Genomic DNA, 26,549 nt, shown 5'->3' on the forward strand with positions numbered 1-26,549 from the left:
CGATGTGTTGTCCCGGATCACGCCGGATGGCATGTTCCGTCAGGGCCGGCCGGCCCCACGGGTGTGCAGCCTGACGGCCAAGTCCCGGGCCCCGCCCCGGTCGAGCTTGCCGACCTTCGTCTGAGGAAGCTCCTCGATGCCGTACACGTACTCGGGCCACTTGGTCTTGGACAGACCGGCGCTCTCCAGATGACCGGTCACCTCGGCCAGGTCGAGACCGCCGCCGTCCTCGGTGACGACGAGCAGCGCCACACGTTCGCCGAGAACGTCGTCGGGGACCGGCACGACACAGACCCTGGCCACGCGTGGGTGGCTGGCGACCGCGCGCTCTATCTCGGTGATGTCGATATTGCGGCCGCCTCGGATGATGATGTCCTTCTCGCGGCCCATGATGCTGATGGTTCCGTCCTCGTGGGCCATCAGCAGGTCGCCCGTGGGCAGATAGCCGTCCTGCGTCAGGGTCGGCGGATCGGCCTTCCCCTCGCGGGCGTAGCCGAGGAAGAGGGAAGGGCCGCGCACCTGCGCCCGGCCCAGCACACCGGGGCCGGCCACCTGACCGTCGGGGGTGAGCGCGCGCACGTCCGTGCCCGGGAATGGGCGGCCGTCCCTGCCCAGCCGGATCTCCTCGGGGTCGTCGGGGCCGGGCGAGGTGTGGCCCAGACACTCGGACATGCCGAAGACACGCAGGATCTTCGTGCCGAGGGACTGTTCGGCGCGGGCCAGGGCCCCGCGGTCCATGGGACCGCCGCCGACGGTGATCGACCGGACGCCGCGGAGGATGCCGGAGCCGGCCGCCTCGGCGCCCATCTGCAACACCATGGTCGGCACGCACATGCTCCATCTGACACCGGCCTCGGCCATCCGCCGCAGTGCGACCGCCCTGTCCCACTTCCTCGTCATGACGAGCGGCCCGCGCAGCAGGAGGGAGAGGTAGACGCCGAAGCAGTACGCCGCCGTCGACGACAGCGGTACGAGCGCGGCGACGGCGTCGCCCCGCGACAGTCCGTTGACGGTGATGGTGCTCGTGGCGGCATAGCGCAGGGCCTGCTCGGACTGCACGACGCCTTTGGGCCGCCCCGTCGACCCGGAGGTCAGGCCGATCAGGACGCCGCCCGACCACCGCGACACCTCATGCCTGTGGGATGCGGACCGGCACATCCAGCCGTCGAGCACCGTCCGCGCCGCGCCCGGCAGCCGTTCTGCCACCGTCCACTGCTCCATGGCCGAGGCCTCGGCGACGACGGCGTCCGGACGGATGTCCTCCCAGGCGGCGGTGAACTCGGCGTATGTGGTGTGCCGATTGACCACCGCGAGGACGCCGCCCCTCAGACCCACGGCAAGGGTGGCGGCGACGGTACGCCATGAGTTGTCCGCCTGGACCAGGACGGTGCCGACCGCTCCGTCGGCCGTGCCGGCGGACAGCGCTCCGGCCAGCCGCGTGGCCTCGTCGAGGAGCTTTCGGGCCGTATGGCTTCCGGTGTCGTCCATCACGGCGACGAAGTCGGCCTCGTCCGCCTGTTGCTGGAACTCCCGCACTACCTGTCGCATGCTGCCCCCATCCTCACGCGGTGAACATCTCCGCCTCATGCCCCATGACCGCGATGCGGCGGCCCTTCATGTCACCGACCTGCGCGACGGCATCCGCCCACTCTGGGCTCGCGAGGGCCTTCTTCAGGTCCTCCGGGGAGTCGAAGCCGAGCACGGAAATCCCGTCCCAGCCTTCGGAGCGCGGCTCCAAAGCGGCGTCGATCTCGGTGTGCCGCCAAGCGCGCAGCCCGGGCAGGCGGCAGGTCAGCTCCGCGTGGTCGCCGCGCCACCACGTGATGAACTGCTCGTGCGTCCACTCCGGGGGCCGAGCCGCCAACAGGACGAGGTTGTACATGACAGCACTCCGCACAGGGTCGCTGGAACGTAGGCAGTGGAACGTAGGCGGTGGAACGTGGTCGGTGGGTCGGGCGGACAGCGGTCAGGTGAAGCGGACCTCGGACGAGCGCCCGATCAGCAGGCGCTCCAACCGGCCTTCGCCGTTCACCCGCCCGGCGGCGACGAAGCTGGCCTCGGGGACACCCGCGCGCCGTACCTCACCCAGGAACAGTTCGTCCTGGCCGAGCGTGGTCGCCGACAGCCGATGATGGGTGCGGGTGCCCTTCTCGCGCTGTTCGAGGTAGCCCACCAGGGCGGCGCGGCCCCCGGCGAAGTCGGTGGCGTTGCCGCCGCCGGTGGAGAACAGGATGGACAGCGAGAAGTCGTCGCTGATCAGGTCGAGGATCCGGGACGGCTCGTCCCCGTCGAGAATCTCGAACCACGCGGTGAGGAAGGGCGCCGCGGCCGAAGTGTCCGTCATACCCGGCTCCGCTCTTCCGCGGCCCGCCGCGAGGGGGACGCGGGCTGCGCGCCCTGCCGGGCCCAGTCGACCAGCTCGAACGAGGTGGAGAAGAAGGCCTGGTAGCGCGCTATGAGCCCGCCGGGTGAGAGCACGGCGGCCGAGAGGAAGGAGCCGATGTACCGTCCGCCCTCCGTCACCACTCCGTACACGGTCTCGAGGTCGCCGTCCCGGCTGTAGCGCAGGATCTCATGCGCCCGCTCCACGGGATTGCGGCCGGCGATGTACGCGGCGAAGTCTTCGCTGGATGTGCCGATGACCTCTTTGCCCGGCAGGGCGATGAGGAACCGGAAGTCGGGTTCGAGCAGGTCCAGCGTCCGTTCCGGATGGAGACTGTCCATGCTGGCCAGATACGCGCGCAACGCCATGAATGCGCCCCTTTCAGTCGGCGGCCGCGGGGCGGGCCTGGTGGAGTCGGGTACCTCCGCGCTGCCGCCGGGACCCCAGATCAACCTGAGCCAAGTTCAATTCAGTTTGGATGGTAATCCCGGAGAAACACGCCTGACAAGAGTCCGTACGACAGTGTCCGCGCCATCGGCGAGGCTCGAACGCGGACACGGCGAAGCCCCCGGCGGATGTCCACCGGGGGCCGGAAGCGGCAGGGGCGCTCAGGGCGTCATGTGGCGACCATCCGCACACAGGCGCCCTCGATCAGTTCGCTGACCTCCGACAGCGGCGTCGGCCCCGACGGCCGGTACCACCGCCAGACGCTGACGATCAGACCGAGCACACCCGCGCCCAGCAAGTGTGCGTCCCGGAGCGGGAACGCGCCCATGGACATGCCCCGTACCAGCAGGTTCGTCCAGTCCCGCTCGACGAGCTGGACCAGTTGGCGGGCCTCGACGCGCTCGGCCTCCTCCCGCTTGGACTTGCGCGGGCCGGAGAGCAGGTCCATGTGGTTGTGCAGAATGCGCATCTGCAGGACCTCGTGGTCGGAGACGTCGTACGCCACGCGGACGGCCGCCCGGAGCGCCTCGGTCGGCTCGGTGACGTCCGCGGTCGCCTCCGTGAACTTCTCATGGGACCGCTGGAGCTCCAGCCGCATGATGGTGAGCAGGCAGTGGGTCTTGGACTCGAAGTAGTGGTACAGCGCCGTCTGTCCGATGCCGACCCGCTCCGCCACCGTGGACCACTTCGTGGCCTCGAAGCCCGTCTCGCCGAAGCAGGCGACGGCGGCCTCCAGGATGGCGGCACGCTTGGACCTCGGTCCCGCTTCCGGTTCAACGCTCCTCGTAGCCATGGCCTGTCTCCCGGCTTGCCGCCCACCTCGTCGATACCCGAGAGTAGCCCCAAGTTGAACTCGGTTGCCAATCGGCTCGGGTCAAAGGCGCTCCAGTACGGTCGCGTTCGCCATGCCGCCGCCCTCGCACATCGTCTGGAGGCCATAGCGTCCGCCGGTCCTGCGCAGCTGGTGGACGAGCGTGGTCATGAGCCGGGCGCCGGTGGCGCCGAGCGGATGTCCGAGCGCGATGGCGCCGCCGAAGGCGTTGACCCGGTCGGGGGCCGCGCCGATCTCCTTCTGCCAGGCGAGGACGACCGAGGCGAAGGCCTCATTGATCTCGACCAGATCGATGTCGCCGATCGACAGCCCGGCCTTGTCCAGGACCTTCTCGGTGGCGGGGATCGGACCGGTCAGCATGTGGATCGGATCGGAGCCGACGACGGCCATGGTGTGCACACGTGCGAGCGGGGTCAGACCGTGGCGGCGCGCCGCCTCCTCCGAGGCGATCAGCAGGGCGGCGGCGCCGTCGGAGATCTGGCTGGAGACGGCGGCGGTCAGCCGGCCGTCCTCGGCGAGGGTCTTCAGGCCGGCCATCTTCTCCAGGGTGGTGTCGGCGCGCGGGCCCTCGTCGGCGGTGAGGCCGAAGGCCGGGGTGATCTCGTCGTCGACGGCGCCGTCGGCCCGGGCGGCGACGGCCCGCTGGTGGCTGGTGAGCGCGAACCGCTCCATGTCCGCGCGGGAGATGCCCCATTTCTCGGCGATCAGCTCGGCTCCGCGGAACTGTGAGACCTCCTGGTCCCCGAAGCGCTCGCGCCAGCCGTTCCCCGCGTACGGGCTGCCCATGCCGGCCTGTTCGCCGACGGTCATGGGGCCGGCGATGGGCACCAGGCTCATCACCTCCACCCCGCCGGCGACCACCAGGTCGGCGGTGCCGGAGCCGACCGCCTGGGCGGCGAAGTGCACGGCCTGCTGGGAGGAACCGCACTGGCGGTCGATGGTGGTGCCGGGGACGTGCTGCGGCAGCCCCGCCGACAGCCATGCGGTGCGTGCGACGTTGCCGGTCTGCGCGCCGATCTGGCTGACGCACCCGAAGTACACATCGTCGACCGCCCCCGGATCGGCACCGGTGCGCTCCAGCAGGGCGCGCAGCACATGGGCGCCGAGGTCGGCGGGGTGCACCCCGCTGAGCGCGCCCTTGCGGCGGCCGACGGGGGTGCGGACGGCTCCGACGATGAATGCTTCCGACATGGTGATGCTCCCTGGATTTCGGGTACGGGTTCAGGTCCTGGGCGCGGTGCGCGTGAAGTCGGGCGCCCGCTTGCCCAGGAAGGCGGCGACACCCTCCCGGCCCGCGTCGGAGGCGGCCGCGGCGGCGATCGCACGGGCCTCGCGGTCCAGGTGCGAGCCGAGATCCGAGGTCAGCCCGGCGGCGACGAGCCGGCGGGTGGCGCCGAAGGCGGCGGTGGGGCCGTGCCGCAGGGCCTCGGCCGTGCGCACGGCCTCGGCGGCCAGCCGGTCGGGGGCGACGACCCGGCTCACCAGTCCGATGTCCGCCGCCTCCGGCGCCGCGACGCGGCGGTTGGTCAGCAGCAGGTCCAGGGCCCGCTTGGGGCCGACGAGACGGGGCAGGAACCAGCTGACCCCGGCGTCCGGTGAGTAACCGATGCCGGTGTACGCGACGGTGAACGAGGCGTCGGCGGCGGCGAGGGTCACATCGGCGGACGCGGCCAGGCCGATGCCCGCACCGGCGACGGCCCCCTGCACGGCGGCCACCACGGGCGCGTCGCTTTCCGCGAACGTACGCAGGGCCTCGTGGAGCGCGTCGGTCACCGTGATGAGATGCTGGCGCAGCGCCTCGCCGGAGAGCCGGGAGAACTCCCTGAGGTCGCCGCCGACGCAGAAGGACTTCCCCTCCCCGGTCAGCAGCACGGCCCGGACGGCCTCGGCGGCGCAGACCCGCGCCGCGTCCAGCAGCCCGCGCGCCATGCCCAGGTCGATGGCGTTGCCCGCCTCGCCCCGGCGCAGAGTGACGCGGGCCAGGCCGTCGTCGATCTCGATGCCGACCCTCATCGCGCGGTCCATCCGCCGTCCACGGTCAGGACCTGCCCGGTGCAGTACGAGGAGGCGTCCGAGGCGAGGAACAGCAGCGCGCCGTCGAGTTCATGCTCCCCGCCGCCGCGCCGCAGCAGCGTGTTGCGCTCGACCCATCGGCTGGAGCGCTCGTCGCCGAAGAGGTCCGCGGTCATCTCGGTGCGGAACCAGCCCGGAGCGAGCGCGTTGACGCGGGTTCCGCTTCGGCCCCACTGTCCGGCCAGCTCCCGGGTCAGCCCGATCAGACCGGCCTTGGACGCCGAGTAGCTCGCGCCGCCGAGCGGGGCGGCGGTCACCAGGCCGAGGATGGAGGAGACGTTGATGACGCTCCGGGGCGGCGCGCCTTCCCCGGCGGGTGCCTCCGCCACGAGACGTGCCAGGTGGAAGGGCGCGGTGAGGTTGACGCCGAGGACGTCGGCGAAAGCGTCCGGGGATTCGTCCTCGGCGCGGGTCTCGCCGGAGGTGGCCGCGTTGTTGACCAGGATGTCGATGTGGCCGGTGGTGGCCAGCGCGGTCTCGGCCAGCCGTGTGCGGTCGGCGGCGAGCGAGACGTCGCAGGCGACGGGGTGGATGCGCGCATCGGCGTCGGCGAGCTCCTTCAGCCGGTCGATGCGCCGGGCTGCGGCGAACACGGTGGCGCCGGCCTGCGCGAGGACGGCGGCGAAGCGTGCGCCGAGCCCGGCGGAGGCACCGGTGACCAGGGCCGTCCTGCCCTGGAGCGAGAACAGCTCCGCGGCGGGGCGCGGCGCGGTCATCCCTCCACCCCGATCGGCAGGGCGGTCGCGCCGCCGTCGAGCACCAGGGTCTGGCCGGTCATCCAGGACGAGGCGTCGGAGGCCAGGAACAGCGCCGCGTGTGCCACGTCCGCCACCGTGCCGAGGCGCCGCAGCGGCAGCTTGGCGGTGAGGATCGGCTCGCGGACCTCCCACACCGCCCGCGCCAGCTCGGTCTTGATCAGTCCGGGGGCGATGGCGTTGACGCGGGCGCGCGGCCCGAGTTCGTAGGCGAGCTGCCGGGTCAGGTGCAGCATGGCGGCCTTGGTGGCGTTGTAGTAGCCGATGTGCGGATCGACGACGAGCCCGCCCACGGAGGCGATGTTGACCACCGCTCCCCCGTGCTCGGCCATCCAGGCCTGCCAGGCGTACCGGGTCCAGGCGATCATGCCGTACTGGTTGACGCGGACGGTCTTCTCCGCACGCGGCAGGTCCAGGTCGAGCAGATCGCCGTGGTACGGGTTGGTAGCCGCGTTGTTCACGAGGACGTCGACCCGGCCGAAGCGGGACATCGTCTCCTCGACGCATGCCTCGGCCTGTTCCGGTTCACCGGCGTTCGCCACCACCGTATGGACATCGCCGTCGCCCTTGAGGCGCAGCAACTCCTCGCGCGCCTCGGCGAGCCCGGCCGGCTTGCGGGCCGCGATCACCACGTGCGCGCCGGCCGCCCGGTAGGCGGTGGCGATGCCGAGGCCGATGCCGCGGGATCCGCCGGTGATGACGGCGACCCTGCCGTCGAGGCTGTTGGCACTCACGCCGTCCCCGCCTTCGTCTCGGTCTTCTTGCCGGCCTTCTCGCCGGCCTGTTCGTATGGCGCGAGTTCCTGGCGGGCCACCGTCCGCAGATGCACCTCGTCGGGGCCGTCGGCGATGCGCAGCGCCCGCGTGATGGCGTACAGCCGGGCCAGTACGGTGTCGTCGCTCACCCCCGCCGCGCCGTGTGCCTGTACCGCCCGGTCGACCACCTTGTGTGCCACCTCCAGCGCCGCGACCTTGATCGCGGCGACCTCCATGCGGGCGGCGGCGTTGCCGACGGTGTCCATCAGCCAGGCCGACTTGAGGACGAGGAGACGCAGCTGCTCGATCTCGATGCGGCTGCGGGCGATCCACTCCCGGACCACCCCCTGTTCGGCGAGCGGCCCGCCGAAGGCGGTGCGTTCGGTGACGCGCTCGCACATCAGCTGTAGGGCGCGCTCGGCGAAGCCCACGGCGCGCATCGCGTAGTGCATGCGCCCCGGACCGAGCCGTCCCTGGGCGAGCGCGAAGCCCTCGCCCTCACCGCCGAGGATGTTCTCCACCGGCACGCGGACGTTCTCGAAGAGCACGTCTCCGTGTCCGAGCCGGTCGGTGTAGCCGAACATGGGCAGGTCGCGCAGCACCGTGACGCCCGGGGTGTCCCGGGGGATGAGCAGCATGCTCTGTTGCCGGTAGGTGGGCGCTTCCGGGTCGGTCTTGCCCATCAGGATGATCAGCTTGCAGTCGGGGTCGAGGATCCCGGAGGTGTACCACTTGCGGCCGTTGACCACGTACGTGTCGCCGTCGCGGGTGATGCGGGTGCGGATGTTGCGGGCGTCGGAGCTGGCGACCTCCGGTTCGGTCATGGCGAAGCACGAGCGGATTTCCGCGTCCAGCAGGGGACGCAGCCAGCGCTCCTGCTGCTCGGCTGTGCCGTACAGCGCGAGCAGCTCCATGTTGCCGGTGTCGGGCGCCGAGCAGTTGAACACCTCGGGGCCGATGATGGAGCGGCCCGCCAGCTCGGCGAGCGGCGCGTACTCGAGGTTGCTGAGCCCCGCGCCCCAGTCGCCGTGCGCCATGAAGAGGTTCCACAGGCCCTCGGCACGCGCCTTCTCCTTCAGCTCGGCCATCACCGGGGGCAGGGCATGCGGGTCGTCCGCCTGGGCCAGCTGTCGGTCGTAAACGCCTTCCGCCGGAAGGACGTGCTGCTCCATGAACGACCGCATGCGGTCCTGGAGTTCACTCGCCCGGGGCGAGAATCCGAAATCCACGATTGCTCCTGTTCGGTGGGGCGGGATCAGCCGAGGATGTCGCGGGCCGTGCGGATCATCGCGGCGATGGTGGGCGGCAGGCGCTCCTGGTCCGGGTCGTGGTGCTTGCCCTCGCGGTGCCGGCGCAGGTTGTGGCCCATGATCGCGGCCATCTTCATGCGGCCGAGCGCCCGGAACCAGTCCATCGCGGGCAGCGCGGGCCGGCCGGCACCGTAGGTGTCCAGCAGTTCGGCCTCGCTGGGCAGACCGGGCACGGCGTGCCCCAGCTGGGGGAAGTTGCGGTGGTCGGCGAAGAGCAGGAACCAGCCGAGGTCGATGCGCGGGTCGCCGACGCTCCAGATCTCCCAGTCGACGACGGCCACCGCCCGCTCGCCGGCGCAGAGCACATTGCCGAGCCGGAAGTCCCCGTGCAGGAGCACCGGCGGAATGGCGCGGGGCACGTCGTCGGCGAGGCGGGCCAGCAACTCCTCGCCACCGGGCCGCAGTTCGGCGGGGACGGCGTGCAGGGTGCGGCTCCATCGCCGCAACTCGCCGACCGGGTCGAGCGGTTCGGGCGGGTCGAGCCCGGGCGTGTCGACATCGGTGTCGTGCAGCCGCCGCAGGACGGATGCGATCTCCAGCATCCGGGCGCGGGCCGTCGCGGCGGGCACCTCGTCGTCGTCGAGCACCGGCTCGACGGCCTCCCCGGCCGCGAAGTCCATGGCGAACCACGCGGGCGGGGTCTCGTCGACGGCCACGACGCCCGGAACCGGCACCGCGGACCCGGCCAGCGCGCGCAGCACCCGTGCCTGGCGCAGTATGTCGTTGCGCCCTACGGGCCGCTGCCCCGCAGGCACCGCCTTGACGACGTACCTGGCTTCCCCCGCCGCGACCGAGTACGTCAGCCCCGAGTGGCCGCCGGGCAGCACCGTCAACTCGCCGATCGCCGCACCCGGGTGGCGGCGGGCGAGCCGGTCGCGCACCCGGGCGGCCGGCTCCGGCGCCTGGGTGGCCGTGTTCATCGGACGGGCTCCTTGGGCAGGCCGAGCACGCGTTCGGCGAGGATGTTGTGCTGGATCTCGTCGGTGCCGCCCGCGATGCTGTAGCCGGGGGCGCCGAGCAGGTGCTCCGTCCAGGCGTAGGTGCCCCACGCCCCGGTGTCCGCCACGAGGCTCGGCCCCAGCAGCTCGGACACCAGGTCGCCGGTGCGCCGCATGGTCTCGGTGGCGTACAGCTTGCCGACCGAGGCCTCCGCGCCGGGCTCGCGCCCGGCGGCGAGGGCGGCGGTCACCCGCAGTCCGATGAGCCGCTGGACGAGGGCGCGGATGTGCAGGTCGGCGGCGCGCTGCTGCTCGCTGCCGGTGAGGGGGCGCGGCAGATGCCCGGCCAGTTCCAGCGCCCGGTCGGCGTTGTCCAGGCCGAGGCCGCCGGAGTCGAGCCGCTCGGCGGCCAGCACGCTGAGCGTGACCCGCCAGCCCTCGCCGACCGGCCCCAGCCGGTCGGTGTCGGGCACCCGCACGCCGTCGAGGTAGACCTCGTTGAAGCTGGTGCCACCGGTCATCTGCCGGATGGGCCGGACGGTGACGCCGGGCGCGTCCATGCGCACCAGGAAGACGGTGATGCCGGTGTGCTTGGCGGCGGCCGGATCGGTGCGGCACACCGCGACGCCCCAGGTCGCGACGCGGGCCCCGGAGGTCCACACCTTGTGCCCGGTCAGCACCCAGTGGTCGCTCTCGCGCACCGCCCTGGTCCGCACCGCGGCGAGGTCGGAGCCGGCCTCGGTCTCCGAGAACAGCTGACAGGCGAGCTCGTCGGTGCGCAGCATGGGCCGCAGCCAGCGCCGCTTCTGCTCCTCGGTGCCCCAGATGCCGATCGCGGGGGCGACGAGCGCCTGCGTCACGGGGAAGATCTCGGTGCGGCGCGGCACGTCGAAGGCCGCCTCCTCGCCTCGGTAGAGCTGCTCGTAGTACGCGGGCAGGCCCCGCCCGCCGTACGTCTCCTCCCAGTTGAGCGCCCCCCAGCCCTGGTCGTAGCGGGTGCGTTCCCACTCCTGGACGCGGGCGGTGTGCTCGAGTTCCTGCTCCTCGGTCCAGTTCTCGAACACGGCGACGGAGTCGGAGCCGCTGCCCCACTCCCCTTCGGCGGCGCGGGGCCGGGCGACCGTGCCGAGCCACTGCCGGGACTGGGCGCGGAACTCCTCGGGCCGCGGGATGTCTCTCATCTCTTCTTCCACCTCCGATCGGCGGGACATTCAGCGGGACAGCACGGTGCAGGCGCTCACGCCGGGGGCGCCGTACACATGGGTGAAGCCGACCCTGGGTTCGCCCGGGACCTGGCGTTCGCCCGCCCGCCCGCGCAGTTGCTGCACGACCTCGTAGACCTGGCGCAGTCCCGAGGCTCCAATGGGTTCGCCGTTGGCGATGCAGCCGCCGTCGGTGTTGACCGGCAGCGTCCCGCCGATCCCGGTGGCGCCGGAGGCGACCAGCCGCTCCTGCTCGCCGTCCGCGCAGAACCCGCACTCGGCCATGTGCATGACCTCGGCGCCGCTCTCGGTGTCCTGCAACTGGCAGACGTCGACGTCCCCGGGGCCGAGCCCCGCCTCCTCGAAGGCGGCGGCCGAGGCGTCACGGCTGACACTGGTCAGTTCGCCCCCGGGGATGCAGGGGCTGAACACCTCGAAGGAGCCGAAGCGCCGGGTGCGCACGGCCGCCGAGCGCAAGGTGACCGGCGAGCCGTCCATGGTGCGGGCGGCCTCGGGCGAACAGAGCACCAGGGCCGCCGCGCCGGCTCCCGGGGAACAGAACATGTAACGGGTCAGCGGATCGCTGACCATGCCGGAGCCGAGGATCTCCTCGGTGGACAGCGGCTTGCGGCGCCACGCCTCGGGGGTCAGGCCACCGTTGCGGTACGCCTTCTCGGCCACCAGGGCGAGGGTCCGCGGGGTGATCCCGTGGTCGTACATGTAGCGCTGAATCTTCATCCCGAAGAACTGGGTGGTCACCATCAGCCCGTCGCTGCCGTACTCCGTTCCCAGCCCCCAGTCCTCCGGCCTCGGGTCGAAGGCGCCGCGCGGGTGTTTGTCGAAGCCGACGGCAAGGACGACGTCGGCCATGCCGGAGCGGATCGCGTTCACGGCGGAGACCAGCGCGCTGCCGCCGGTGGCGCAGCCGTTCTTGACGTTGACGAACGGCAGCCCGGTCAGCCCGAGTCGGGCCACCAGGGTGTCGGCGAGGCCCGCGCTGTCGCTGCCGCCGAACGCGGCCCGCACCCGCGACCACTCGATCCCGGCGTCCGCCAGCGCCGCGTTCACCGCGCCGACGGCCAGCTGCCGGCCGGTCGCCTCCGACCGGCCGAACGGGGTGCGCCCGGCGCCGCAGATCAGGACGTCGGCGCTCATGAACCCTCCTCGCCCAGGGCCGTGGGCCTGGCCCGCGGGACCCCGTGGCCCGCCGTCACGGTGAGGGACATGCCGATGTGGAGGTCCTCGAGGTCGTCGACGTCCAGGACGGCGGCCACCCGCACGTCCTCTGCCAGCTCGACGTAGCCGAGCGCGAACGGCGCGAAGCCTCCGGGCGGGATCCGGTAGGGCGGCGACTTGGGGGCGTAGCGCTGCACCGTCCAGGTCCACAGCGTGCCCACGCCGTGAAGGGCCGCCGGATCGGCCGGCCCTCCGCAGCGCGGGCACGCGTCATCCGCGGGGTAGACCGTCACCGAGCAGCCACGGCAGCGTGAGCCCTGGAGCCCGGCGGCCGGACTCCGCGGATCCATGACCATGCGGATCAGCGCCCCTGCCACTTGGGTTCACGCTTCTCCAGGAACGCCGACACGCCCTCGTTCGCGTCCTCGGAGTTGAGCGCCACGCCCACCGCGAGGTGCTCCATCACCATCAGCGACTGGGTGTCGGCATCCAGACTGCGGTCGATCGTCATCTTCGTGAGCCACATCGTGAAGGGGCTCTTGTCGGTGAGGTCGCCGATGAAGTCCTCGACCGTCTCGTCCAGCTTGTCGGCCGGGGCCGACTTGTTGATCAGCCCGAACTCGGCGGCCTCGACACCGGAGAGCAGCTTGCCGGTGAGCATCAGCTCCTTGGTCTTGCGAATGCCGATCATGCGCGGCACCCGGTAGATCGGACCGGCGCCGCCGAACAGCGCGCGGCGGATGTGGAAGTCGCCGATCTTGGCGTCATCCGCCGAGATGGCGAAGTCGCAGGAGATCATGATCTCGAAGCCGCCGGCGGTGACATGGCCCTCCAGGACCGCGACCGAGGGGGTCTTCATCGAGTACAGGCGGTCGCACACCTTCGCGGACTTCACCGCGACGTCGATCGCGTTCGACTTGCCGACGTAGTCGGCCTTCAGGCTGTCGAGGTCGAAGCCCGAACAGAAGGTGCCACCGCGGCCGCGGACCACCAGGACCCGCAGCTCGGGGTCCTCGTCCACCTCGGTGACGATCTCGTCGAGCCGGTCCAGGATCGGCACCGTGACGCAGTTCTTCTTCCACGGGCGGTTGAGCCACACACGGGCGACGTGGCCGTCCCGCTCGAACTGGATCTCGTCTTCCACTGCCATCTGCCTCACCCCTCCAAACTGAACTGAATTCACTACAACTTTGAGAGCATGGAGATCCCCTGTCAACCCCTTGATCGAGACAGAGTGGGAGGATCGCTCGCCCACCTCCTGGGCTTCCCTAGTTCGGTTCAGCCACCATGGCGGGGCGGGTGGCGAGACCGACGAGTTCGGCGAGCCGGGCCCGGTGCCGGTCCGCCGTGCCGAACAACACCTCACTGCCGCGTGCGCGGCGCACATACAGATGGGCCGGGTGCTCCCAGGTGAAGCCGATGCCGCCGTGCAGCTGGACGTACTCGGCGGTCGCCAGACGGAAGGTCTCGGAGCAGACCACGGCGGCCGCACAGGCGGCCACCGGCAGGTGCGCCGGAGAGGCGGCGGCGCAGGCGGTCGCGTACGCGGATGCCGAACGCGCCGTTTCCAGCGCGACCAGCACGTCGGCCAGCCGGTGCTTGACGGCCTGGAAGGAACCGATCGGGCGCCCGAACTGGTGGCGCTCCAGGGCGAACGCGACCGTGGCGTCCAGCGCGTGCCCGCTGCCGCCGACCTGTTCGGCCGCCAGCGCGGCCCGCCCGGCGTCCAGGGTCGCCGAGACCGTGTCCTCGGCGCCCTCCGCCACGCCCACGGCCGCGGCCGGGGCGCCCCGGAACTCCACCAGCGCCTGGCGCCGCGTCTCGTCCAGGACACGGCGCGGAGTCCGCCGACAGGCATCCGAGGCCGGCTCACAGGCGAACAGCCCGGGGCCGGCGGACGTTCCGGCCCGCACCAGGATCAGATCCGCGCCGGCCCCGTCGAGTACGAAGTCCGCCCGCCCCCGCAGCACCCAGCCCGATGCCCCCCGCTCCGCGGCGACTCCGGGCTCGTCGGCGCCGAACCCGGCCACGGTCGCGGTGAGCGTGCCGTCGGCGATCCGGGGCAGGTAGCGCTCGCACGCCGCCCGGTCACCGCTGTGCAGCAGGGCGTGCGCGGCCAGGACCACCGTGGGCAGCAGCGGTGCGCAATACAGGGCGCGCCCGGATTCCTCCAGGACCACGGCCAGTTCGGCGAACGTGAAGCCCGACCCGCCGTACTCCTCCGGAACGGCCAGTCCGTGGACCCCGATCTCGTTCGCGAGCCGCGCCCAGAGCGCTTCGTCGTACCCGCGCGGGGTGGCCAGATGGATCCGTACGTCCTCGGCGCCGCTCGCCTCGGTGTAGAGGTCGCGCAGGACGGTGCGCAACTGCCGCTGTTCGTCCGTTTCGGACAGCAACTGGGGTGCGATCTCGGGGTGGCGACGGTACATGGGGTCTCCATCGTTCTCGTACGGCAGTAGGGCGCAGTATGCTAATTGAACTCAATTCAAGATAGACAGAGATCGGATTCCGCACGAGCAAGGCCTCCACGCGACCTATTGAACCAACTTCACCTCTGTTACCGTGGCGGCCGCGGGCCTGACAAGACCTGGGACGGTGAAGATGAGGGCACTGCGGATGACGGCGTGGGGCGAGCCGCCGACACCGGCCGAGATCGAGCGGCCCGTGCCCCGCGGCGCCGAGGTGCTGGTGCGGGTCGAAGCCACCGGGCTGTGCCGTTCCGACCTGCACGTCATCGACGGGCCCGGGGGGACGCTCCCCTACCGTCTGCCGTTCACCCTCGGCCACGAGGTCGCCGGGCGGGCCGCGGCCCTGGGGCCCGACGCCCACGGGGTGGCGGTCGGTGAACGCGTGGTGCTCCACGGACCGTGGGGCTGTGGCACCTGCGGCCGTTGCGCCATGGGCTGGGACAACTACTGCGACCGGCGTGACACTCTCGCCTGGCACGGGGCAGGACTCGGCCGGGACGGCGGAATGGCCGATTACCTGCTCGTTCCGTCCGCCCGCCACCTGGTCCCGATCGGCGACTTGCCCGCCGATCAGGCGGCCCCGCTCTCCGACGCGGGCCTGACGTCCTACCACGCCGTGGCCGGCCTCCGGCACACCCTCGGCGAGGGTGCCACCGCCGTCACCATCGGTGTCGGCGGACTCGGCCACCTGGCTGTCCAGATCCTCCGCGCGACCACTGCGAGCCGCGTGCTGGCGGTCGATGTACGGGAGGACGCGCTGGCTCTCGCGGCGCGCTCCGGCGCCGAGTTCGGCACCCTGCTGCGGTCGGACACCGCCCGCGTGCTGAGGGCGCGGAGCGGTGACGCGGGAGCGGACGCCGTGCTCGACTTCGTCGGCACCGCGGAGACACTCGAACTCGCGACGAGCGTCCTGCGCCCCGGCGGTGAACTCGCCGTCGTCGGAAGCGGAGGCGGCAGCCTGACGGTCTCCAAACCGGGCGTTCTCCCACCCGGCTTCCGGCTCTCGCTGCCGTTCTGGGGTACCCGCCCCGAACTCGCCGAGGTCGTCACGCTGGCCCGCTCGGGGGCGCTCCAGGTCGAGACGGAGCGGTTTCCGCTGTCCGCCGCGCCGGAGGCGATCGACCGGCTTCGCCGAGGCCAGGTGCGGGGCCGGGCCGTGCTCGTCCCCTGACTGAGGGCGCGTACCGGCGCCTCGATGACCTCTGACCACTCATACGGAAGGGAAGCTCGGGATGCGCTTCGACGGAAAGGTTGCGATCGTCACGGGAGGGGCCCGGGGCATGGGCGCCTCGCACATACGCGGGCTGGCCGCGGAAGGTGCCCGGGTCGCCGTCTGCGACCTGCTGGACGACGCGGGAGAGGCCCTGGCCGGTGAACTCCCCCACGCGCGGTACTGTCACCTCGACGTCACCGACGAAGCAGGGTGGCGGTCCGTCGTCCGCACGGTCGAGGACACCTTCGGTCCCGTGGACATCCTGGTCAACAACGCGGGGATCATGCACTTCGGCGGCGTGGTGGAGCAGTCGCCCGAGCACTTCCGCCAGATCCTCGACGTCAACCTGGTGGGCGCCTTCCTCGGCATGCACACCGTCCTCCCCGGCATGCGCGACCGGGGCCGCGGTGCGGTCGTCAACGTCTCCTCGGCCGCGGGTCTCGTGGGTTTCGCCGGCGGCATCGGCTATGTGGCGAGCAAGTGGGGGGTGCGAGGGATGACCAAGGCCGCCGCCCTGGACATGGCGGGCACCGGGGTGCGTATCAACTCCGTACACCCGGGTGTCATCCGTACGCCCATGAGTGAGGGTGCCTCACCCGAACTCTTCGCCCATCAGCCGGTACCGCGCATCGGGGAGCCCGAGGAGGTCACCCGCATGGTGCTGTTCCTCGCCTGCGACGACGCCTCCTACACCACGGGCGGGGAGTTCCTCGTCGACGGCGGTCAGACCATCGGCCACGTCGGTCATCCCGGCGGGACAGCGGACTGACGCTCCACACCGACCGGCGGTCGCCACAGCCGACGCCCCCTACACATCCTTGCGGACGGTGAACAGGACACCGATCCCGATGAGGCAGACCAGCATGACGAAGAACGCCGGGGAGAGCAGGTTCCCGGTCCGCTGGACCAGGAAGGCCGCGATGTACGGAGCCGTACCGCCCGCGAGGACGGTGCCGACGTTGTACCCGATCGCCATACCGGTGTAGCGGACCCGGCGTTCGAACAGATGCGGCCACAGACTGGCCGCCGGGACCTGTACGAAGGCGCTGCTCAGCATGAAGAGCAGATAGGCCAGGCCGGCCAGGGCCAGGCTGTGCCGGCCCATGAGCATCATCGCGGGATAGGCGGTCACCAGGAAGCCCAGCAACCCGCCCATCAGGACGCGACGGCAGCCGAAACGGGCGGCGAGCCAGCCGGCCGGCACCATGAGCAGCACGGTGACGAACACGACACCCGCGCTCAGCCAGAACACCAGCGTGGAGTCGTACCCCAGGTCGGTGGACAGGTAGATGCCGATGTAGGTCAGCCCGAGGAAGATGGCGCCGCCCTGGGCCATGGCCAGGCCGATGGACTGCAGCAGCGCCACACGGTGGGTGGACAGGACCTCCCGGATGGGAGCCGCGGGGATGTCGGCGCGCCGTGCCGCCTCCTCGAATTCCGGGGTGTCCTCGATCCGCAGCCGGGCCCACAGGCAGAACACGGTGAGCGGCACAGCCATCAGGAAGGGAAGCCGCCAGCCCCAGGTGGCCATCTGATCCTCGGTGGTCAGGGCGGAGATCGCCGCGGCCGTCACGGCCGCGAACATGAACCCGAGGTTGGAACCGATGGGCGTGACGGCACCGAGGAAGGCCCTGCGCCCGGGCGGCGCCGACTCGTAGATGTAGGTGTAGGCGCCCACGGACTCGCCGCCCGAGGAGATGCCCTGCACCAGCCGGGTGAGGAACAGGAGCACGGTGGCGACCACGCCGATCTGGCTGTAGGTCGGCAGCAGTCCTGTGATGCTGCTGGCCACTCCCATACACAGCACGGAGGAGACCAGCGCCTTGCGACGGCCCCATCGGTCGCCGAGCCACCCGAAGAAGACACCGCCGAGCGGCCGCACCACGAGGCCGGTGGCGAACACAGCGAGCGCCGCCAGCACCGAGGCCGCCGGATCGTCGCCCGGGAAGAACTGCGGTGCGATCACGACGGCGAGATAGCCGTAGACGCTGAAGTCGTAGTACTCGATCAGGGTGCCGATGCTTCCGGCGAGCATCGCGCGGCGCACGGTACGTGGAGAGTGCGGCGCCGACTCCGCCCCCGGAAGGGCGGGCTGTTGAGTGGTGCTCATGATCCGGATCTCCTTCCGAACGGCACGGTCCGGTACCCTGCCGACGCCCGGGACGGTACAGAACTGAACTCAGTACAGCTAGCCTTTGGGCAGCGGATTTCTCGGAGAGTGCGGTGGAGGCCGAGGAGAAGAGCAGGCGTGCTGGCCTGAAACGGCATCACGCAGGCGGCAATCCGAGCCGCACCTCAGCCCGATCGCTTGAGTATTTGAATCGGATTCGGTTTACTCAGGAGAGGCTGGGCGCACCGCGCCTGCCACCTGGAAAGTCATCGCCGCGCGATCGCGCGCCCACGATGCGGAGCGCGATGTCGCCGTACTGGTAGGCGAGTTGATCGACGGTGAACTCGGCGCCCTCACGAAACCAGCTGGAGACGCCGATACCCATGTCGAGGATCGAGTACGAGGCGATCCTGGCCGACTGCACACGGAAGGCCCCCTCGGCGGCGCCCCGCTCGATGAGTTCACGGAAGCGGCGCTCGTAGTCGCTGCGGCGGCCGAGGACCCGGTCCTGGTCCGGCTGTTCCAGGCTGCCGATCTCGCGGTTGCCGATGAAGGCCTCCAAGCGGTGGCGGGCGTGGTAGCGGATATGCGCCTCCACGGAGCGGCGGAGCTGCTCCTGTACGTCATCCGCGCCGGCGACGGCCGCGATGTTGTCGGCGATGAGCTGCTCCATCGTGCCGATCATGATCTCGGCCAGCAACTCATGCTTGGAAGCCACGTGCTTGTAGAGGCTCGGACCGCGGATGCCGACGGCGGCTCCGATGTCGGTCATGGTGGTGGACCGGTAGCCCTGCGCGGCGAACAGCCGCAGCGCCGCCTGCCGGATGGCCGAGCGGCGGTTGGCCGTAGGGGTGGCCTCCGGCCGCGCGGGCCGATGCGGCCGCTCGTACGCCCCGCCCTGGGCTGAGCTCATACGAACTCCTGAAGCTATTGCCAGTTAGCCTGTCCACTTTCCTCGAGCCGCTTACTATAGCCCGCCTTCTTGACACGCGGCCCCCTCCGCCCGTGAGATGGCTAATGGCCAGTAGCCAAGCTCGGGAGTGAACGTGTCCATCGGGTTCGAGATCGACGAGAGGGTCGCCGGGATCGCGCGGCGCACCACCGAGTTCGTACGGGATGTGGTGATACCCGAGGAGCAGGCGTGCGACGGCGATGTCCATGCCGGACCGGAGCCGCTGCGCCGCCGGCTGCAGGAAGCGGCCCGCGAGGCGGGGGTGTTCGCCCCCCATGTCGGCGCCGAGTGGGGCGGGCTCGGACTGGACCTGTGCGGGCAGGCAGTGGTGTTCGAGGCGGCCGGGTACTCGCTGCTGGGGCCTCTCGCGCTCAACTGCGCGGCGCCCGACGAGGGCAACACACATCTCCTCGAGGTGGTGGCCGCGGACCAGCAGAAGGAGCGGTATCTGCGCCCGCTGGCGGCCGGTGAGGTGCGCTCGTGCTTCGCGATGACCGAGCCGGCGCCGGGCGCCGGCTCCGACCCGCGTGCGCTGGCGACGACCGCGACGAGGATCGATGGCGGCTGGCGGATCGACGGCCGCAAGTGGTTCATCAGCGGCGCCGACGGGGCGGCCTTCGCCATCTGCATGGCCCGCACCAGCGGCGGCCCCGGTGACGCGGGCGGCGCGACGATGTTCCTCGTCGACGCCGACAACCCGGGCATGAAGATCGTCCGGAACATCGACACGCTGGACCGAGGCCTCTTCGGCGGGCACAGCGAGATCGTCTTCGAGGGCTGCGAGGTCAAGGACACCGCCGTACTGGGCGAGGTGGACCAGGGATTCGCGTATGCCCAGGTACGCCTGGGGCCCGCGCGCATGACCCACTGCATGCGCTGGCTCGGAGTGGCACGGCGAGCGCAGGACATCGCCCTGGAGCGCGCGGCGGACCGTTCGGCCTTCGGCAGGCCGCTGGCCGAACTTGGCATGGTTCAGCAGCAGTTGGCCGACTCCGAGATCGACATCGAGACCGGCCGGGCAGTGCTGTGGCGGGCCTGCTGGGAACTGGACCAGGGCCGCCCGGCCGCCCAGCACACCTCGATCGCCAAGACATATGTCTCCGAGGCGGTGAACCGGGTGGTCGACCGGGCCGTGCAGATATGCGGTGCACTCGGCATCTCGGCGGACACCCCGCTGTCGCGGCTGTACCGGGAGGTGCGCCCGTTCCGTATCTACGACGGCCCCTCCGAGACGCACCGCTGGGCCATCGCCAAGCGCGCGGTGCGGGCGGCACGGGAGCGGAGGGCCATGCGGTGAACACCTCCGAGACGACGGTCGTCGGCGTCGATGTGGCCGCACTGCGGCGTTACTTCGAGCGCCACGTACCCGAGTGCGCGGGCCCGTTGAGGGTCGCCCTCCTCGACGGCGGGCGCTCCAATCTCACCTACGAGGTGACCGACGGGAAGCGCCGGTGGGTGCTGCGCCGACCGCCACTGGGGATGCTGACACCGACCGCGCATGACATGGACCGCGAACACCGCGTCGTCGCGGCGCTCGGCGGCACCGGGGTGCCGGTCGCCCGGGCCGTGCTGTCGTGCACGGACCCGGAGGTGATCGGAGCGCCGTTCAGCGTCGTCGGCTTCGTGGAGGGCGCGGTGCTGCGCGACGGCGACAAGGCCGCCGCCCTACCGCCCGACGACGCCCGGCGCGCCGCCGACGCGCTGGTGGACGCCCTGGTCACGCTGCACTCGGTGGACGCCACCGCCGTCGGGCTCGGTGACTTCGGCCGGCCCGACGGGTATCTGGAGCGCCAGGTGCGGCGATGGCGCGGGCAGTGGGACAAGGTCGCCACGCGGACCCTGACCGACCTCGACGAACTGCACGGCAGACTGGCCCGCGCCCTGCCCACGAGCGGCACCCCAACCGTCGTGCACGGCGACTACCGCCTGGACAACGTCATCCTGGCACCCGGCGACTTCGGCCGGATCGCCGCGGTCGTCGACTGGGAGATGGCCACGCTCGGCGATCCCCTCGCCGACCTCGGGATGCTGCTCACGTACTGGGATCGGACATGCGAACCGGTCCTCGGGGCGCGCCACGTCCCGACGGCCAACCCCGGTTTCCCCTCGGGCCGCGAGCTGGCCGGGCGATACGCCGAGAAGTCCGGACGGGACATCGGCGCCCTCCCCTACTACCAGGCGCTGGGCTGTTTCAAGCTCGCCGTCATCGCGGAGGGCATCCATGCCCGCTATCGCGCGGGACAGACGGTCGGAACCGGATTCGAACGGGTGGGCACCGCGGTGCCCGCGCTGCTGCGCTCGGGGTTGGAGTTGCTGCCATGACCACTGACACGCCCAAGGAAGGAAAGCCCGTGCGAGACCGGCTGTCCGGACAGATCGCCCTGATCACCGGCGCGACCGGCGGCATAGGAACCGCCGTCTCGCGGCGGCTGGCCGCCGAGGGCGCCACCGTGGTGGTGACCGACATGGACGCCGGACGCTGCGACCAGCTGGCGGAAAAGCTCACGGCCGACGGAGCGCGGGCGCTGAGCCTCGCGCTGGACGTGAGCGACGAGGAGGCGTGGCGCGCCACGGTCGAGCGGGTGGTCCGCGACCTGGGCGGCCTGTCCGTACTCGTCAACAACGCGGGTATCGCCGAGATGCGCACCGTGGAGACGGAGACCCAGGAGTCGTGGGACAAGGTCATCGCGGTGACCCAAGGGGGTGTCTGGCTCGGCATGAAGCACGGTGGGCCCGCGATCGAACGCACCGGTGGCGGCTCGATCGTCAACATCGCGTCGATCTTCGGTACGGTCGGCGGCTTCGGCAGCCAGTTCTCCTACCACGCGGCGAAGGGAGCGGTCCGGCTGATGACGAAGAACGCCGCCCTGCACTGGGCCACGCGCGGCGTCCGCGTCAACTCGATCCATCCCGGTTTCATCGAGACACCCCTCTCACGCGAACTGTGGCAGGGAACGCCCCGCCACACCGCGATGGTCGAGGGCACCCCCATGAGGCGGCTCGGCAGGCCGGAAGAGGTCGCGGGGGCGGTCGCGTTCCTCGCCTCCCAGGACGCGAGCTTCGTCACCGGCTCCGAGCTGTACGTGGACGGCGGCTGGACGGCCCGCTGACGGAGCAGGAATCGTGCTTGTCTGGGGGCGGGAGACGGGCAGCAGGACTGGAGTGTTTGGGTGGGGACGGTACTCAAGGGCATGGGCCGCGTTCGGTGGCATGAGTTGACGCATGCGTACGGATCCGCGGAGGACGTTCCAGGCCGACTGTCACGGGTAGCGTGGGGTGACGCCAGGACGAGTGCTGCCGCGTTGAGTGACCTCGGCCTGTGGCTCGGTGAGCTGGCTGTCTTCGATGCGACTGTCGCGGCGGTTCCGTTCCTGTGGGATCTGGCCGTGACCGAAGCCGTCGCCAGCCGGCCCGGGGTGATCGAACTGCTGCTGGCGATCCTCGAACATGCCAACCCTCCGCAGATCGAGGTGCAGCGCGCTGCTCACCGAGCCGTGCTGGACGGCAGGAACATGGTGGACGTGCTGACTCGTGAAGAGGATCCCGCGGTGCGGGCAGCGGCTCGCGACCTGGCGGCCGCGATCGACAGCCACGTCTGCGCGTCCTGCCGGCCGACCTGACGGCAGGCCCTCCCGGTATATCCGTTCGAGCCCGTCGGGAAGACGGAGTCCGAAGATCGGCATGAAAACACTTGGACGCCGCGAGCCCCGTCACGGGACACTGCGGTTCCTGCCTGTCCGTACTCGCGCATCGGTGGCACGTGATGGGCTGCCACACGACAACGTAGGGGTGGGATGGGAACGCCTGAATCGCGCGAGGTCCCGCCGGGCAGGGGCCCGGTCCTCCTCGCACTTCGTTATTACGGACGGGAGTTGGCCAGGCTCCGGCGGGTGACGGTGCCCGCGATGCTCATGCCTGCGCTGGGCAACATCGGCATCAACTACATCGCGCCGCTGATCGTCGCGAAGCTCGTCGCTCGAATCGCCGGCGACGCCGATGTCTCCATCGGTTCGATGCTGCCCTACGCCTTCGGCTTCGCCGGCGTCCTGCTGCTGGCGGAGGCGCTGTGGCGCATCGGCCTTCACTGTCTGAACCGCCTTGACGCTTACGGGATCGAGCATCTGTACGTCATCGGCATGGACGAGCTGTTCGCCAAGGACGCCGCGTTCTTCCACGACAACTTCGCCGGGTCGCTGACCAAGCGGGTCCTGAGCTTCGCCTCCCGCTTCGAACAGTTCATCGACACGCTGACGTTCTCGGTCGTGGGCAACCTGGTGCCACTGTTGTTCGGCTCTGTGGTGCTGTGGCACTACGAACCGCTGCTCGTTGTCGGGCTCTTGGCGATGATCGCACTGACCGCGCTGTGTGTGGCGCCCCTCATCCGCCGCCGCCAGGCCCTCGTTGACCAGCGCGAGGAGGCGATCGCCCGGGTGGCGGGCCATGTCGCCGACAGCCTGATGAACATGGATACGGTCCGGGCGTTCGCCGCCGAGGAACGGGAGGCCGCGGAGCATCGGTCCCGCGTCGCGGAGTCACGGCGGCTCTCGCTGAGGTCGTGGGACTACGGCAACCTGCACATCGACACACTGGTCGCGCCGATGTCCGTGCTGACCAACACGCTGGGCCTGCTGCTCGCGGTCGCGCTCGGCGGGGGCAGCCACGGCGTGGAGGCGGTCGTGGTCGCCTTCACGTACTACACCAACGCGACGCGGATCATGTTCGAGTTCAACCAGATCTACCGCCGCCTGGAGAGCTCGATGACGGAGGCCGCGCAGTTCACCGAACTGCTGCTGACGCCGCCGACCGTGCTCGACCCGGCGTCGCCGGAGCCGCTGCAGTCCCGGGCCACCGACGTCCGCTTCGAGCAGGTGACCTTCGCCCACGCGGGCGCCGAGCCACTCTTCGAGGGCTTCGACCTGGCTGTGCGCAGCGGGGCGAAGATCGGTCTCGTCGGCCGGTCCGGCGGGGGCAAGACCACCCTCACCCAACTGCTGTTGCGGTTGGCGGACATCGACGCCGGCCGGATCCTGATCGGGGGGCAGGACATCAGCCGACTGCGCCAGGCCGATTTACGCAGCCTGATCGCCTACGTGCCGCAGGACCCGGCGATGTTCCACCGCACCCTGCGGGACAACATCGCGTTCGCCCGGCCGGACGCCACCGACGCCGACATCCGCCGCGCGGCCGAGGCGGCGCACGTCACCGAGTTCGCCGATGCGCTGCCGGACGGCTTCCACACCATGGTGGGCGAGCGCGGTGTCAAGCTGTCCGGCGGACAGCGCCAGCGGGTCGCTCTCGCCAGGGCGATACTGCGCGACGCGCCGATCCTGCTGCTCGACGAGGCAACCAGTGCCCTGGACTCCGAGAGCGAGCTCCTCGTCCAGGAGGCGCTGTGGCAACTCATGGACGGGCGGACGGCGCTCGTGGTGGCACACCGACTGAGCACGGTCGCCACCATGGACCAGCTGGTCGTCCTCGACCGCGGACGGATCGTCGAGCAGGGCACGCACAAGGAACTGCTCGCGTCGGACGGCGCCTACGCGAAGCTGTGGCAGCACCAGTCGGGCGGCTTCCTCGATGACGGTCCCGGACGGGCCGACCTGCGCTGACGCGTCTCATGCCGGACGGACCAGTCCGGTGTCGTACGCGAAGATCACCGTCTGGACCCGGTCCCGGACGCCTGTCTTCGCGAGGATGCGGCTGACGTGGGACTGACGGTGGTCTCGGCGACGGAGAGCCGCTCGGCGATCTCGGCGTTGCTGAGACCGGTGGCGATGGCTGTGAGGACCTCGCGTTCACGGTCGGTGAGGGTGGCCAGTTGTTGCCGCTGTACGGGGGTCCGGCCGGGGAGGCGGTCGGAGAACGCGTCGATGAGCTTGCGGGTCAGGCCCGGGGAGATGACGGCGTCTCCGGCGGCCACCGCGCGGATACCGGCGACCAGTTCCTCCGGCTGCACGTGTTTGAGCAGGAAGCCGCTGGCTCCGGCGCGCAGGGCGTCGTAGGCGTGCTCGTCCAGGTCGAAGGTGGTCAGCACCAGGACGCGGGAGCGGCCGCCGGACTCCACGATGCGGCGGGTGGCCTCGATGCCGTCCATGCCGGGCATCCGGACGTCCATCAGGACGACGTCGGGGCGCAGTTCGGCGGTCTTGCGGACCGCCTCGGCGCCGTGGGCGGCTTCCCCCACGACGGTCATGTCGGGGTGCTGTTCGAGGATCATGCCGAAGCCGAGGCGTTGCAGGGCCTGGTCGTCGACGATGAGCACGGTGGTCATACCGAGTGGTTCTCCGTGGTCGTGGCGGTCGCCGGGTCGGGCGGGGTGGTGGTGAGGAGGGCGCGGACGGTCCAGCCGCCGCGGGTGTTGGGGCCGGCGGCGAAGCTGCCGTCGTAGAGGGCGGCGCGTTCGCGCATGCCGACCAGGCCGTGGCCGCTGCCATGGGTTCCGCGGTCTGTTCTCGAGGTGTGCGGCGGGCCGGTGTCCTCGACGATGACGCGGACCAGTTCGCGGTCGGTTGTGACGGAGACGGTGACCGTGGTGTCGGTGGCGGCGTGCTTGAGGGTGTTGGTGAGGGCTTCCTGAACAATGCGGTAGGCGGCGAGTTGCAGCCCCTGGGCGAGGCCGGTCAGGTGCTGGCGGCGGGGTTGCCGGAGGTCAGCTTCCGCCCGCCCGGCGCCTCGAACACGACCCGGGCCGTGGCACCATCGGCGGAAGCCTGCGGGAACTCCTTCCGCAGCAGGTCGATCGCCTGCTGCGACTGCGTGCCGGGCAGGGTGAAGCCATCCGTCGTCTTGCCCGACACGGTGGCCGCGCCGATCCCCACGGCGGCCAGGACGACTATCCACACCATCACGAAGAGCCGTCGTCGCCGGAAGGCGAGCCGGCCCAGCCGGTAAAGGAACGTGGCCACGGAAGTACTCCCACGCAAGAGAGAGGCTGTGCTGGACGGGGCCGCTGCGGCCCGAGCACCACGCTAGGAACGGTCACAGCCGACTTCGGGGCCCGAAGGAACACACTTCGCGACCGGCCGTGTCGTTCGAAAGTAGGAAGGGAGCTCATCCTCGGAGCTCATCCTCGGAGCCCTGCTGATCACCTGGGGCCGCCTGGAACTCGCCGAGTCCGGCAGGGGCGGGCCGGCCCGAGATCGGCGCCGCCGCGGACCGGGCCGCGGCCCCCTCCACCGCCGCCCGCCGCGCGGCCCTGGTTACCGCCGTCGAGCGCCTCTTCCCCCGCGCGGCCTGAGGCGCCCCCAGGGTCGGCCACTCGGCCGCACGAGCGCGGGCCGGCTACTCGAAGCGCGCTGTGTCTCCCGCCCCTCGGCGTACGATCTCGGCTTCGCCGCTGGAAAAGTCGATGACCGTGGTCGGCTCGGTGCCGCAGTCTCCCGAGTCGACCACGGCGTCCACCACGTGGTCGAGCCTTTCCTTGATCTCCCAGCCCTGTGTCATCGGCTCGTCCTCGTCGGGCAGGAGCAGGGTGCTGGAGAGCAGTGGCTCACCGAGGTCGGCGAGCAAGGCCTGGGTGACGACATGGTCGGGAATCCGGACTCCGACCGTCTTCTTCTTCGGGTGCGGCAGTTGGCGCGGCACGTCCTTCGTTGCGGGGAGGATGAAGGTGTAGCTACCGGGCGTCGCTGCTTTGATCGCGCGGAACACGTCTTTGTCGATGTGCACGAACTGACCCAGCTGTGCGAAGTTCTGGCACACCAGGGTGAAGTGGTGGCGGTCGTCCAGGTTCCGGATCGACCGGATCCGGCTGATCCCGTCACGATTGCCCATCTGGCATCCCAGCGCGAAGCAGGAGTCCGTCGGATAGGCGACGAGCGCGCCGGAGCGGATCCGGTCAGTCACATTGCTGATGGTGCGCTGCTGAGGGTTTTCGGGGTGCACGTCGAAGTACTTCGCCATCTGCCGAGCCTACGTCATCAGGAGACGCCTGCT

27 protein-coding genes and 2 pseudogenes are annotated in these 26,549 nt (G+C 70.8%); 7 read left to right on the plus strand and 22 right to left on the minus strand.

Going from position 1 to position 26,549, the window contains the following annotated elements:
- Nucleotides 1–39: 39 nt before the first annotated feature.
- The 16 genes from ACWY4P_RS03715 to ACWY4P_RS03790 form a co-directional block, all read right to left on the minus strand.
- A complete protein-coding gene (locus tag ACWY4P_RS03715) occupies nt 40–1,548 on the minus strand; it encodes a class I adenylate-forming enzyme family protein (protein ID WP_456208651.1) in 1,509 nt (502 codons plus the stop codon).
- Nucleotides 1,549–1,561: 13 nt separating this feature from the next.
- On the minus strand, nt 1,562–1,882 hold the full coding sequence (locus tag ACWY4P_RS03720) for an EthD domain-containing protein (protein ID WP_456208652.1): 321 nt from the start codon (nt 1,880–1,882) through the stop codon (nt 1,562–1,564).
- A gap of 84 nt (nt 1,883–1,966) precedes the next feature.
- Nucleotides 1,967–2,344 carry a hypothetical protein gene (locus ACWY4P_RS03725; RefSeq protein WP_456208653.1) on the minus strand — a complete coding sequence of 126 codons (378 nt, stop codon included), beginning with the start codon at nt 2,342–2,344 and terminating at the stop codon, nt 1,967–1,969.
- Nucleotides 2,341–2,751, minus strand: a complete 411-nt coding sequence (locus ACWY4P_RS03730; protein WP_456208654.1) for a nuclear transport factor 2 family protein — start codon at nt 2,749–2,751, stop codon at nt 2,341–2,343. The genes ACWY4P_RS03725 and ACWY4P_RS03730 overlap by 4 nt, the downstream gene beginning before the upstream one ends.
- 248 nt (nt 2,752–2,999) lie before the next feature.
- Complete coding sequence (locus tag ACWY4P_RS03735) at nt 3,000–3,623, minus strand: TetR/AcrR family transcriptional regulator (RefSeq protein ID WP_456208655.1); 624 nt, start codon at nt 3,621–3,623, stop codon at nt 3,000–3,002.
- 81 nt (nt 3,624–3,704) lie between these two features.
- Nucleotides 3,705–4,853 (minus strand): acetyl-CoA C-acetyltransferase, encoded by a 1,149-nt coding sequence (locus ACWY4P_RS03740; RefSeq protein WP_456208656.1) that lies wholly within the window; start codon nt 4,851–4,853, stop codon nt 3,705–3,707.
- Between the two features lie 30 nt (nt 4,854–4,883).
- Nucleotides 4,884–5,675, minus strand: a complete 792-nt coding sequence (locus ACWY4P_RS03745; protein ID WP_456208657.1) for an enoyl-CoA hydratase/isomerase family protein — start codon at nt 5,673–5,675, stop codon at nt 4,884–4,886.
- Nucleotides 5,672–6,451: an SDR family NAD(P)-dependent oxidoreductase gene (locus ACWY4P_RS03750; RefSeq protein WP_456208658.1), complete on the minus strand. Its 780-nt coding sequence runs from the start codon at nt 6,449–6,451 to the stop codon at nt 5,672–5,674. Before ACWY4P_RS03750 ends, ACWY4P_RS03745 begins: the two co-directional genes overlap by 4 nt.
- Nucleotides 6,448–7,224 (minus strand): SDR family oxidoreductase, encoded by a 777-nt coding sequence (locus ACWY4P_RS03755; RefSeq protein WP_456208659.1) that lies wholly within the window; start codon nt 7,222–7,224, stop codon nt 6,448–6,450. Before ACWY4P_RS03755 ends, ACWY4P_RS03750 begins: the two co-directional genes overlap by 4 nt.
- Entirely contained in the window at nt 7,221–8,474 is a 1,254-nt protein-coding gene (locus tag ACWY4P_RS03760; protein WP_456208660.1) for an acyl-CoA dehydrogenase family protein, read from the minus strand. The genes ACWY4P_RS03755 and ACWY4P_RS03760 overlap by 4 nt, the downstream gene beginning before the upstream one ends.
- Nucleotides 8,475–8,500: 26 nt before the next feature.
- Nucleotides 8,501–9,475: a phosphotransferase family protein gene (locus tag ACWY4P_RS03765; RefSeq protein ID WP_456208661.1), complete on the minus strand. Its 975-nt coding sequence runs from the start codon at nt 9,473–9,475 to the stop codon at nt 8,501–8,503.
- Nucleotides 9,472–10,674 carry an acyl-CoA dehydrogenase family protein gene (locus ACWY4P_RS03770; protein WP_456208662.1) on the minus strand — a complete coding sequence of 401 codons (1,203 nt, stop codon included), beginning with the start codon at nt 10,672–10,674 and terminating at the stop codon, nt 9,472–9,474. Before ACWY4P_RS03770 ends, ACWY4P_RS03765 begins: the two co-directional genes overlap by 4 nt.
- Nucleotides 10,675–10,704: 30 nt before the next feature.
- On the minus strand, nt 10,705–11,850 hold the full coding sequence (locus ACWY4P_RS03775; protein ID WP_456208663.1) for a thiolase family protein: 1,146 nt from the start codon (nt 11,848–11,850) through the stop codon (nt 10,705–10,707).
- Nucleotides 11,847–12,092, minus strand: a complete 246-nt coding sequence (locus tag ACWY4P_RS03780) for a Zn-ribbon domain-containing OB-fold protein (RefSeq protein ID WP_456208664.1) — start codon at nt 12,090–12,092, stop codon at nt 11,847–11,849. Before ACWY4P_RS03780 ends, ACWY4P_RS03775 begins: the two co-directional genes overlap by 4 nt.
- Nucleotides 12,093–12,232: 140 nt before the next feature.
- Nucleotides 12,233–13,021, minus strand: coding sequence for an enoyl-CoA hydratase/isomerase family protein (locus ACWY4P_RS03785; RefSeq protein WP_456208665.1), 789 nt, complete (start codon nt 13,019–13,021; stop codon nt 12,233–12,235).
- A gap of 118 nt (nt 13,022–13,139) precedes the next feature.
- On the minus strand, nt 13,140–14,300 hold the full coding sequence (locus tag ACWY4P_RS03790) for an acyl-CoA dehydrogenase family protein (protein ID WP_456208666.1): 1,161 nt from the start codon (nt 14,298–14,300) through the stop codon (nt 13,140–13,142).
- Nucleotides 14,301–14,472: 172 nt separating this feature from the next.
- Here ACWY4P_RS03790 and ACWY4P_RS03795 point away from each other — a divergent pair, with 172 nt between their 5' ends.
- Complete coding sequence (locus ACWY4P_RS03795; RefSeq protein ID WP_456208667.1) at nt 14,473–15,510, plus strand: NAD(P)-dependent alcohol dehydrogenase; 1,038 nt, start codon at nt 14,473–14,475, stop codon at nt 15,508–15,510.
- 61 nt (nt 15,511–15,571) lie between these two features.
- Nucleotides 15,572–16,321 carry an SDR family oxidoreductase gene (locus ACWY4P_RS03800; protein WP_456208668.1) on the plus strand — a complete coding sequence of 250 codons (750 nt, stop codon included), beginning with the start codon at nt 15,572–15,574 and terminating at the stop codon, nt 16,319–16,321.
- A gap of 39 nt (nt 16,322–16,360) precedes the next feature.
- On the opposite strand, the gene ACWY4P_RS03805 is transcribed toward ACWY4P_RS03800, so the two are convergent.
- On the minus strand, nt 16,361–17,662 hold the full coding sequence (locus tag ACWY4P_RS03805) for an MFS transporter (RefSeq protein ID WP_456208669.1): 1,302 nt from the start codon (nt 17,660–17,662) through the stop codon (nt 16,361–16,363).
- 226 nt (nt 17,663–17,888) lie between these two features.
- Nucleotides 17,889–18,575, minus strand: a complete 687-nt coding sequence (locus ACWY4P_RS03810; RefSeq protein ID WP_456208670.1) for a TetR/AcrR family transcriptional regulator — start codon at nt 18,573–18,575, stop codon at nt 17,889–17,891.
- A 133-nt stretch (nt 18,576–18,708) separates the two neighbouring features.
- Between ACWY4P_RS03810 and ACWY4P_RS03815 the strand changes: the two genes are divergently transcribed.
- The 5 genes from ACWY4P_RS03815 (at nt 18,709) to ACWY4P_RS03835 (ending at nt 24,223) form a co-directional block, all read left to right on the plus strand.
- Nucleotides 18,709–19,911: an acyl-CoA dehydrogenase family protein gene (locus ACWY4P_RS03815; protein ID WP_456208671.1), complete on the plus strand. Its 1,203-nt coding sequence runs from the start codon at nt 18,709–18,711 to the stop codon at nt 19,909–19,911.
- A complete protein-coding gene (locus ACWY4P_RS03820; RefSeq protein ID WP_456208672.1) occupies nt 19,908–20,936 on the plus strand; it encodes a phosphotransferase family protein in 1,029 nt (342 codons plus the stop codon). The genes ACWY4P_RS03815 and ACWY4P_RS03820 overlap by 4 nt, the downstream gene beginning before the upstream one ends.
- 29 nt (nt 20,937–20,965) lie before the next feature.
- Complete coding sequence (locus ACWY4P_RS03825) at nt 20,966–21,724, plus strand: SDR family NAD(P)-dependent oxidoreductase (protein WP_456212798.1); 759 nt, start codon at nt 20,966–20,968, stop codon at nt 21,722–21,724.
- Nucleotides 21,725–21,916: 192 nt separating this feature from the next.
- Nucleotides 21,917–22,234: a hypothetical protein gene (locus ACWY4P_RS03830; RefSeq protein ID WP_456208673.1), complete on the plus strand. Its 318-nt coding sequence runs from the start codon at nt 21,917–21,919 to the stop codon at nt 22,232–22,234.
- A gap of 174 nt (nt 22,235–22,408) precedes the next feature.
- Nucleotides 22,409–24,223: an ABC transporter ATP-binding protein gene (locus tag ACWY4P_RS03835; RefSeq protein WP_456208674.1), complete on the plus strand. Its 1,815-nt coding sequence runs from the start codon at nt 22,409–22,411 to the stop codon at nt 24,221–24,223.
- A 6-nt stretch (nt 24,224–24,229) separates the two neighbouring features.
- Here ACWY4P_RS03835 and ACWY4P_RS03840 read toward each other — a convergent pair.
- The 4 genes and pseudogenes from ACWY4P_RS03840 to ACWY4P_RS03855 all read right to left on the minus strand — a co-directional run bounded on the left by ACWY4P_RS03840 (nt 24,230) and on the right by ACWY4P_RS03855 (nt 26,516).
- Nucleotides 24,230–24,885 (minus strand): annotated as a pseudogene (locus ACWY4P_RS03840) (response regulator).
- Complete coding sequence (locus ACWY4P_RS03845) at nt 24,882–25,238, minus strand: ATP-binding protein (RefSeq protein ID WP_456212799.1); 357 nt, start codon at nt 25,236–25,238, stop codon at nt 24,882–24,884. Before ACWY4P_RS03845 ends, ACWY4P_RS03840 begins: the two are co-directional and overlap by 4 nt.
- A 17-nt stretch (nt 25,239–25,255) precedes the next feature.
- Nucleotides 25,256–25,519: pseudogene (locus ACWY4P_RS03850) on the minus strand (MMPL family transporter); the annotation flags it as partial.
- Between the two features lie 376 nt (nt 25,520–25,895).
- Entirely contained in the window at nt 25,896–26,516 is a 621-nt protein-coding gene (locus ACWY4P_RS03855; protein ID WP_456208675.1) for an L-threonylcarbamoyladenylate synthase, read from the minus strand.
- Nucleotides 26,517–26,549: the final 33 nt, after the last annotated feature.

The sequence above is a fragment of the Streptomyces sp. LZ34 genome, from assembly GCF_053890475.1.

What these genes read in the sequence shown, in the direction of transcription:
- ACWY4P_RS03735 (WP_456208655.1), bottom strand. Translation starts at nt 3,623, where the DNA reads ATGGCTACGAGGAGCGTTGAACCGGAAGCGGGACCGAGGTCCAAGCGT.
- ACWY4P_RS03775 (WP_456208663.1), bottom strand. Translation starts at nt 11,850, where the DNA reads ATGAGCGCCGACGTCCTGATCTGCGGCGCCGGGCGCACCCCGTTCGGC.
- ACWY4P_RS03730 (WP_456208654.1), bottom strand. Translation starts at nt 2,751, where the DNA reads ATGGCGTTGCGCGCGTATCTGGCCAGCATGGACAGTCTCCATCCGGAA.
- ACWY4P_RS03750 (WP_456208658.1), bottom strand. Translation starts at nt 6,451, where the DNA reads ATGACCGCGCCGCGCCCCGCCGCGGAGCTGTTCTCGCTCCAGGGCAGG.
- ACWY4P_RS03725 (WP_456208653.1), bottom strand. Translation starts at nt 2,344, where the DNA reads ATGACGGACACTTCGGCCGCGGCGCCCTTCCTCACCGCGTGGTTCGAG.
- ACWY4P_RS03740 (WP_456208656.1), bottom strand. Translation starts at nt 4,853, where the DNA reads ATGTCGGAAGCATTCATCGTCGGAGCCGTCCGCACCCCCGTCGGCCGC.
- ACWY4P_RS03810 (WP_456208670.1), bottom strand. Translation starts at nt 18,575, where the DNA reads ATGAGCTCAGCCCAGGGCGGGGCGTACGAGCGGCCGCATCGGCCCGCG.
- ACWY4P_RS03805 (WP_456208669.1), bottom strand. Translation starts at nt 17,662, where the DNA reads ATGAGCACCACTCAACAGCCCGCCCTTCCGGGGGCGGAGTCGGCGCCG.
- ACWY4P_RS03800 (WP_456208668.1), top strand. Translation starts at nt 15,572, where the DNA reads ATGCGCTTCGACGGAAAGGTTGCGATCGTCACGGGAGGGGCCCGGGGC.
- ACWY4P_RS03795 (WP_456208667.1), top strand. Translation starts at nt 14,473, where the DNA reads ATGAGGGCACTGCGGATGACGGCGTGGGGCGAGCCGCCGACACCGGCC.
- ACWY4P_RS03770 (WP_456208662.1), bottom strand. Translation starts at nt 10,674, where the DNA reads ATGAGAGACATCCCGCGGCCCGAGGAGTTCCGCGCCCAGTCCCGGCAG.
- ACWY4P_RS03855 (WP_456208675.1), bottom strand. Translation starts at nt 26,516, where the DNA reads ATGGCGAAGTACTTCGACGTGCACCCCGAAAACCCTCAGCAGCGCACC.
- ACWY4P_RS03790 (WP_456208666.1), bottom strand. Translation starts at nt 14,300, where the DNA reads ATGTACCGTCGCCACCCCGAGATCGCACCCCAGTTGCTGTCCGAAACG.
- ACWY4P_RS03720 (WP_456208652.1), bottom strand. Translation starts at nt 1,882, where the DNA reads ATGTACAACCTCGTCCTGTTGGCGGCTCGGCCCCCGGAGTGGACGCAC.
- ACWY4P_RS03715 (WP_456208651.1), bottom strand. Translation starts at nt 1,548, where the DNA reads ATGCGACAGGTAGTGCGGGAGTTCCAGCAACAGGCGGACGAGGCCGAC.
- ACWY4P_RS03745 (WP_456208657.1), bottom strand. Translation starts at nt 5,675, where the DNA reads ATGAGGGTCGGCATCGAGATCGACGACGGCCTGGCCCGCGTCACTCTG.
- ACWY4P_RS03835 (WP_456208674.1), top strand. Translation starts at nt 22,409, where the DNA reads ATGGGAACGCCTGAATCGCGCGAGGTCCCGCCGGGCAGGGGCCCGGTC.
- ACWY4P_RS03765 (WP_456208661.1), bottom strand. Translation starts at nt 9,475, where the DNA reads ATGAACACGGCCACCCAGGCGCCGGAGCCGGCCGCCCGGGTGCGCGAC.
- ACWY4P_RS03785 (WP_456208665.1), bottom strand. Translation starts at nt 13,021, where the DNA reads ATGGCAGTGGAAGACGAGATCCAGTTCGAGCGGGACGGCCACGTCGCC.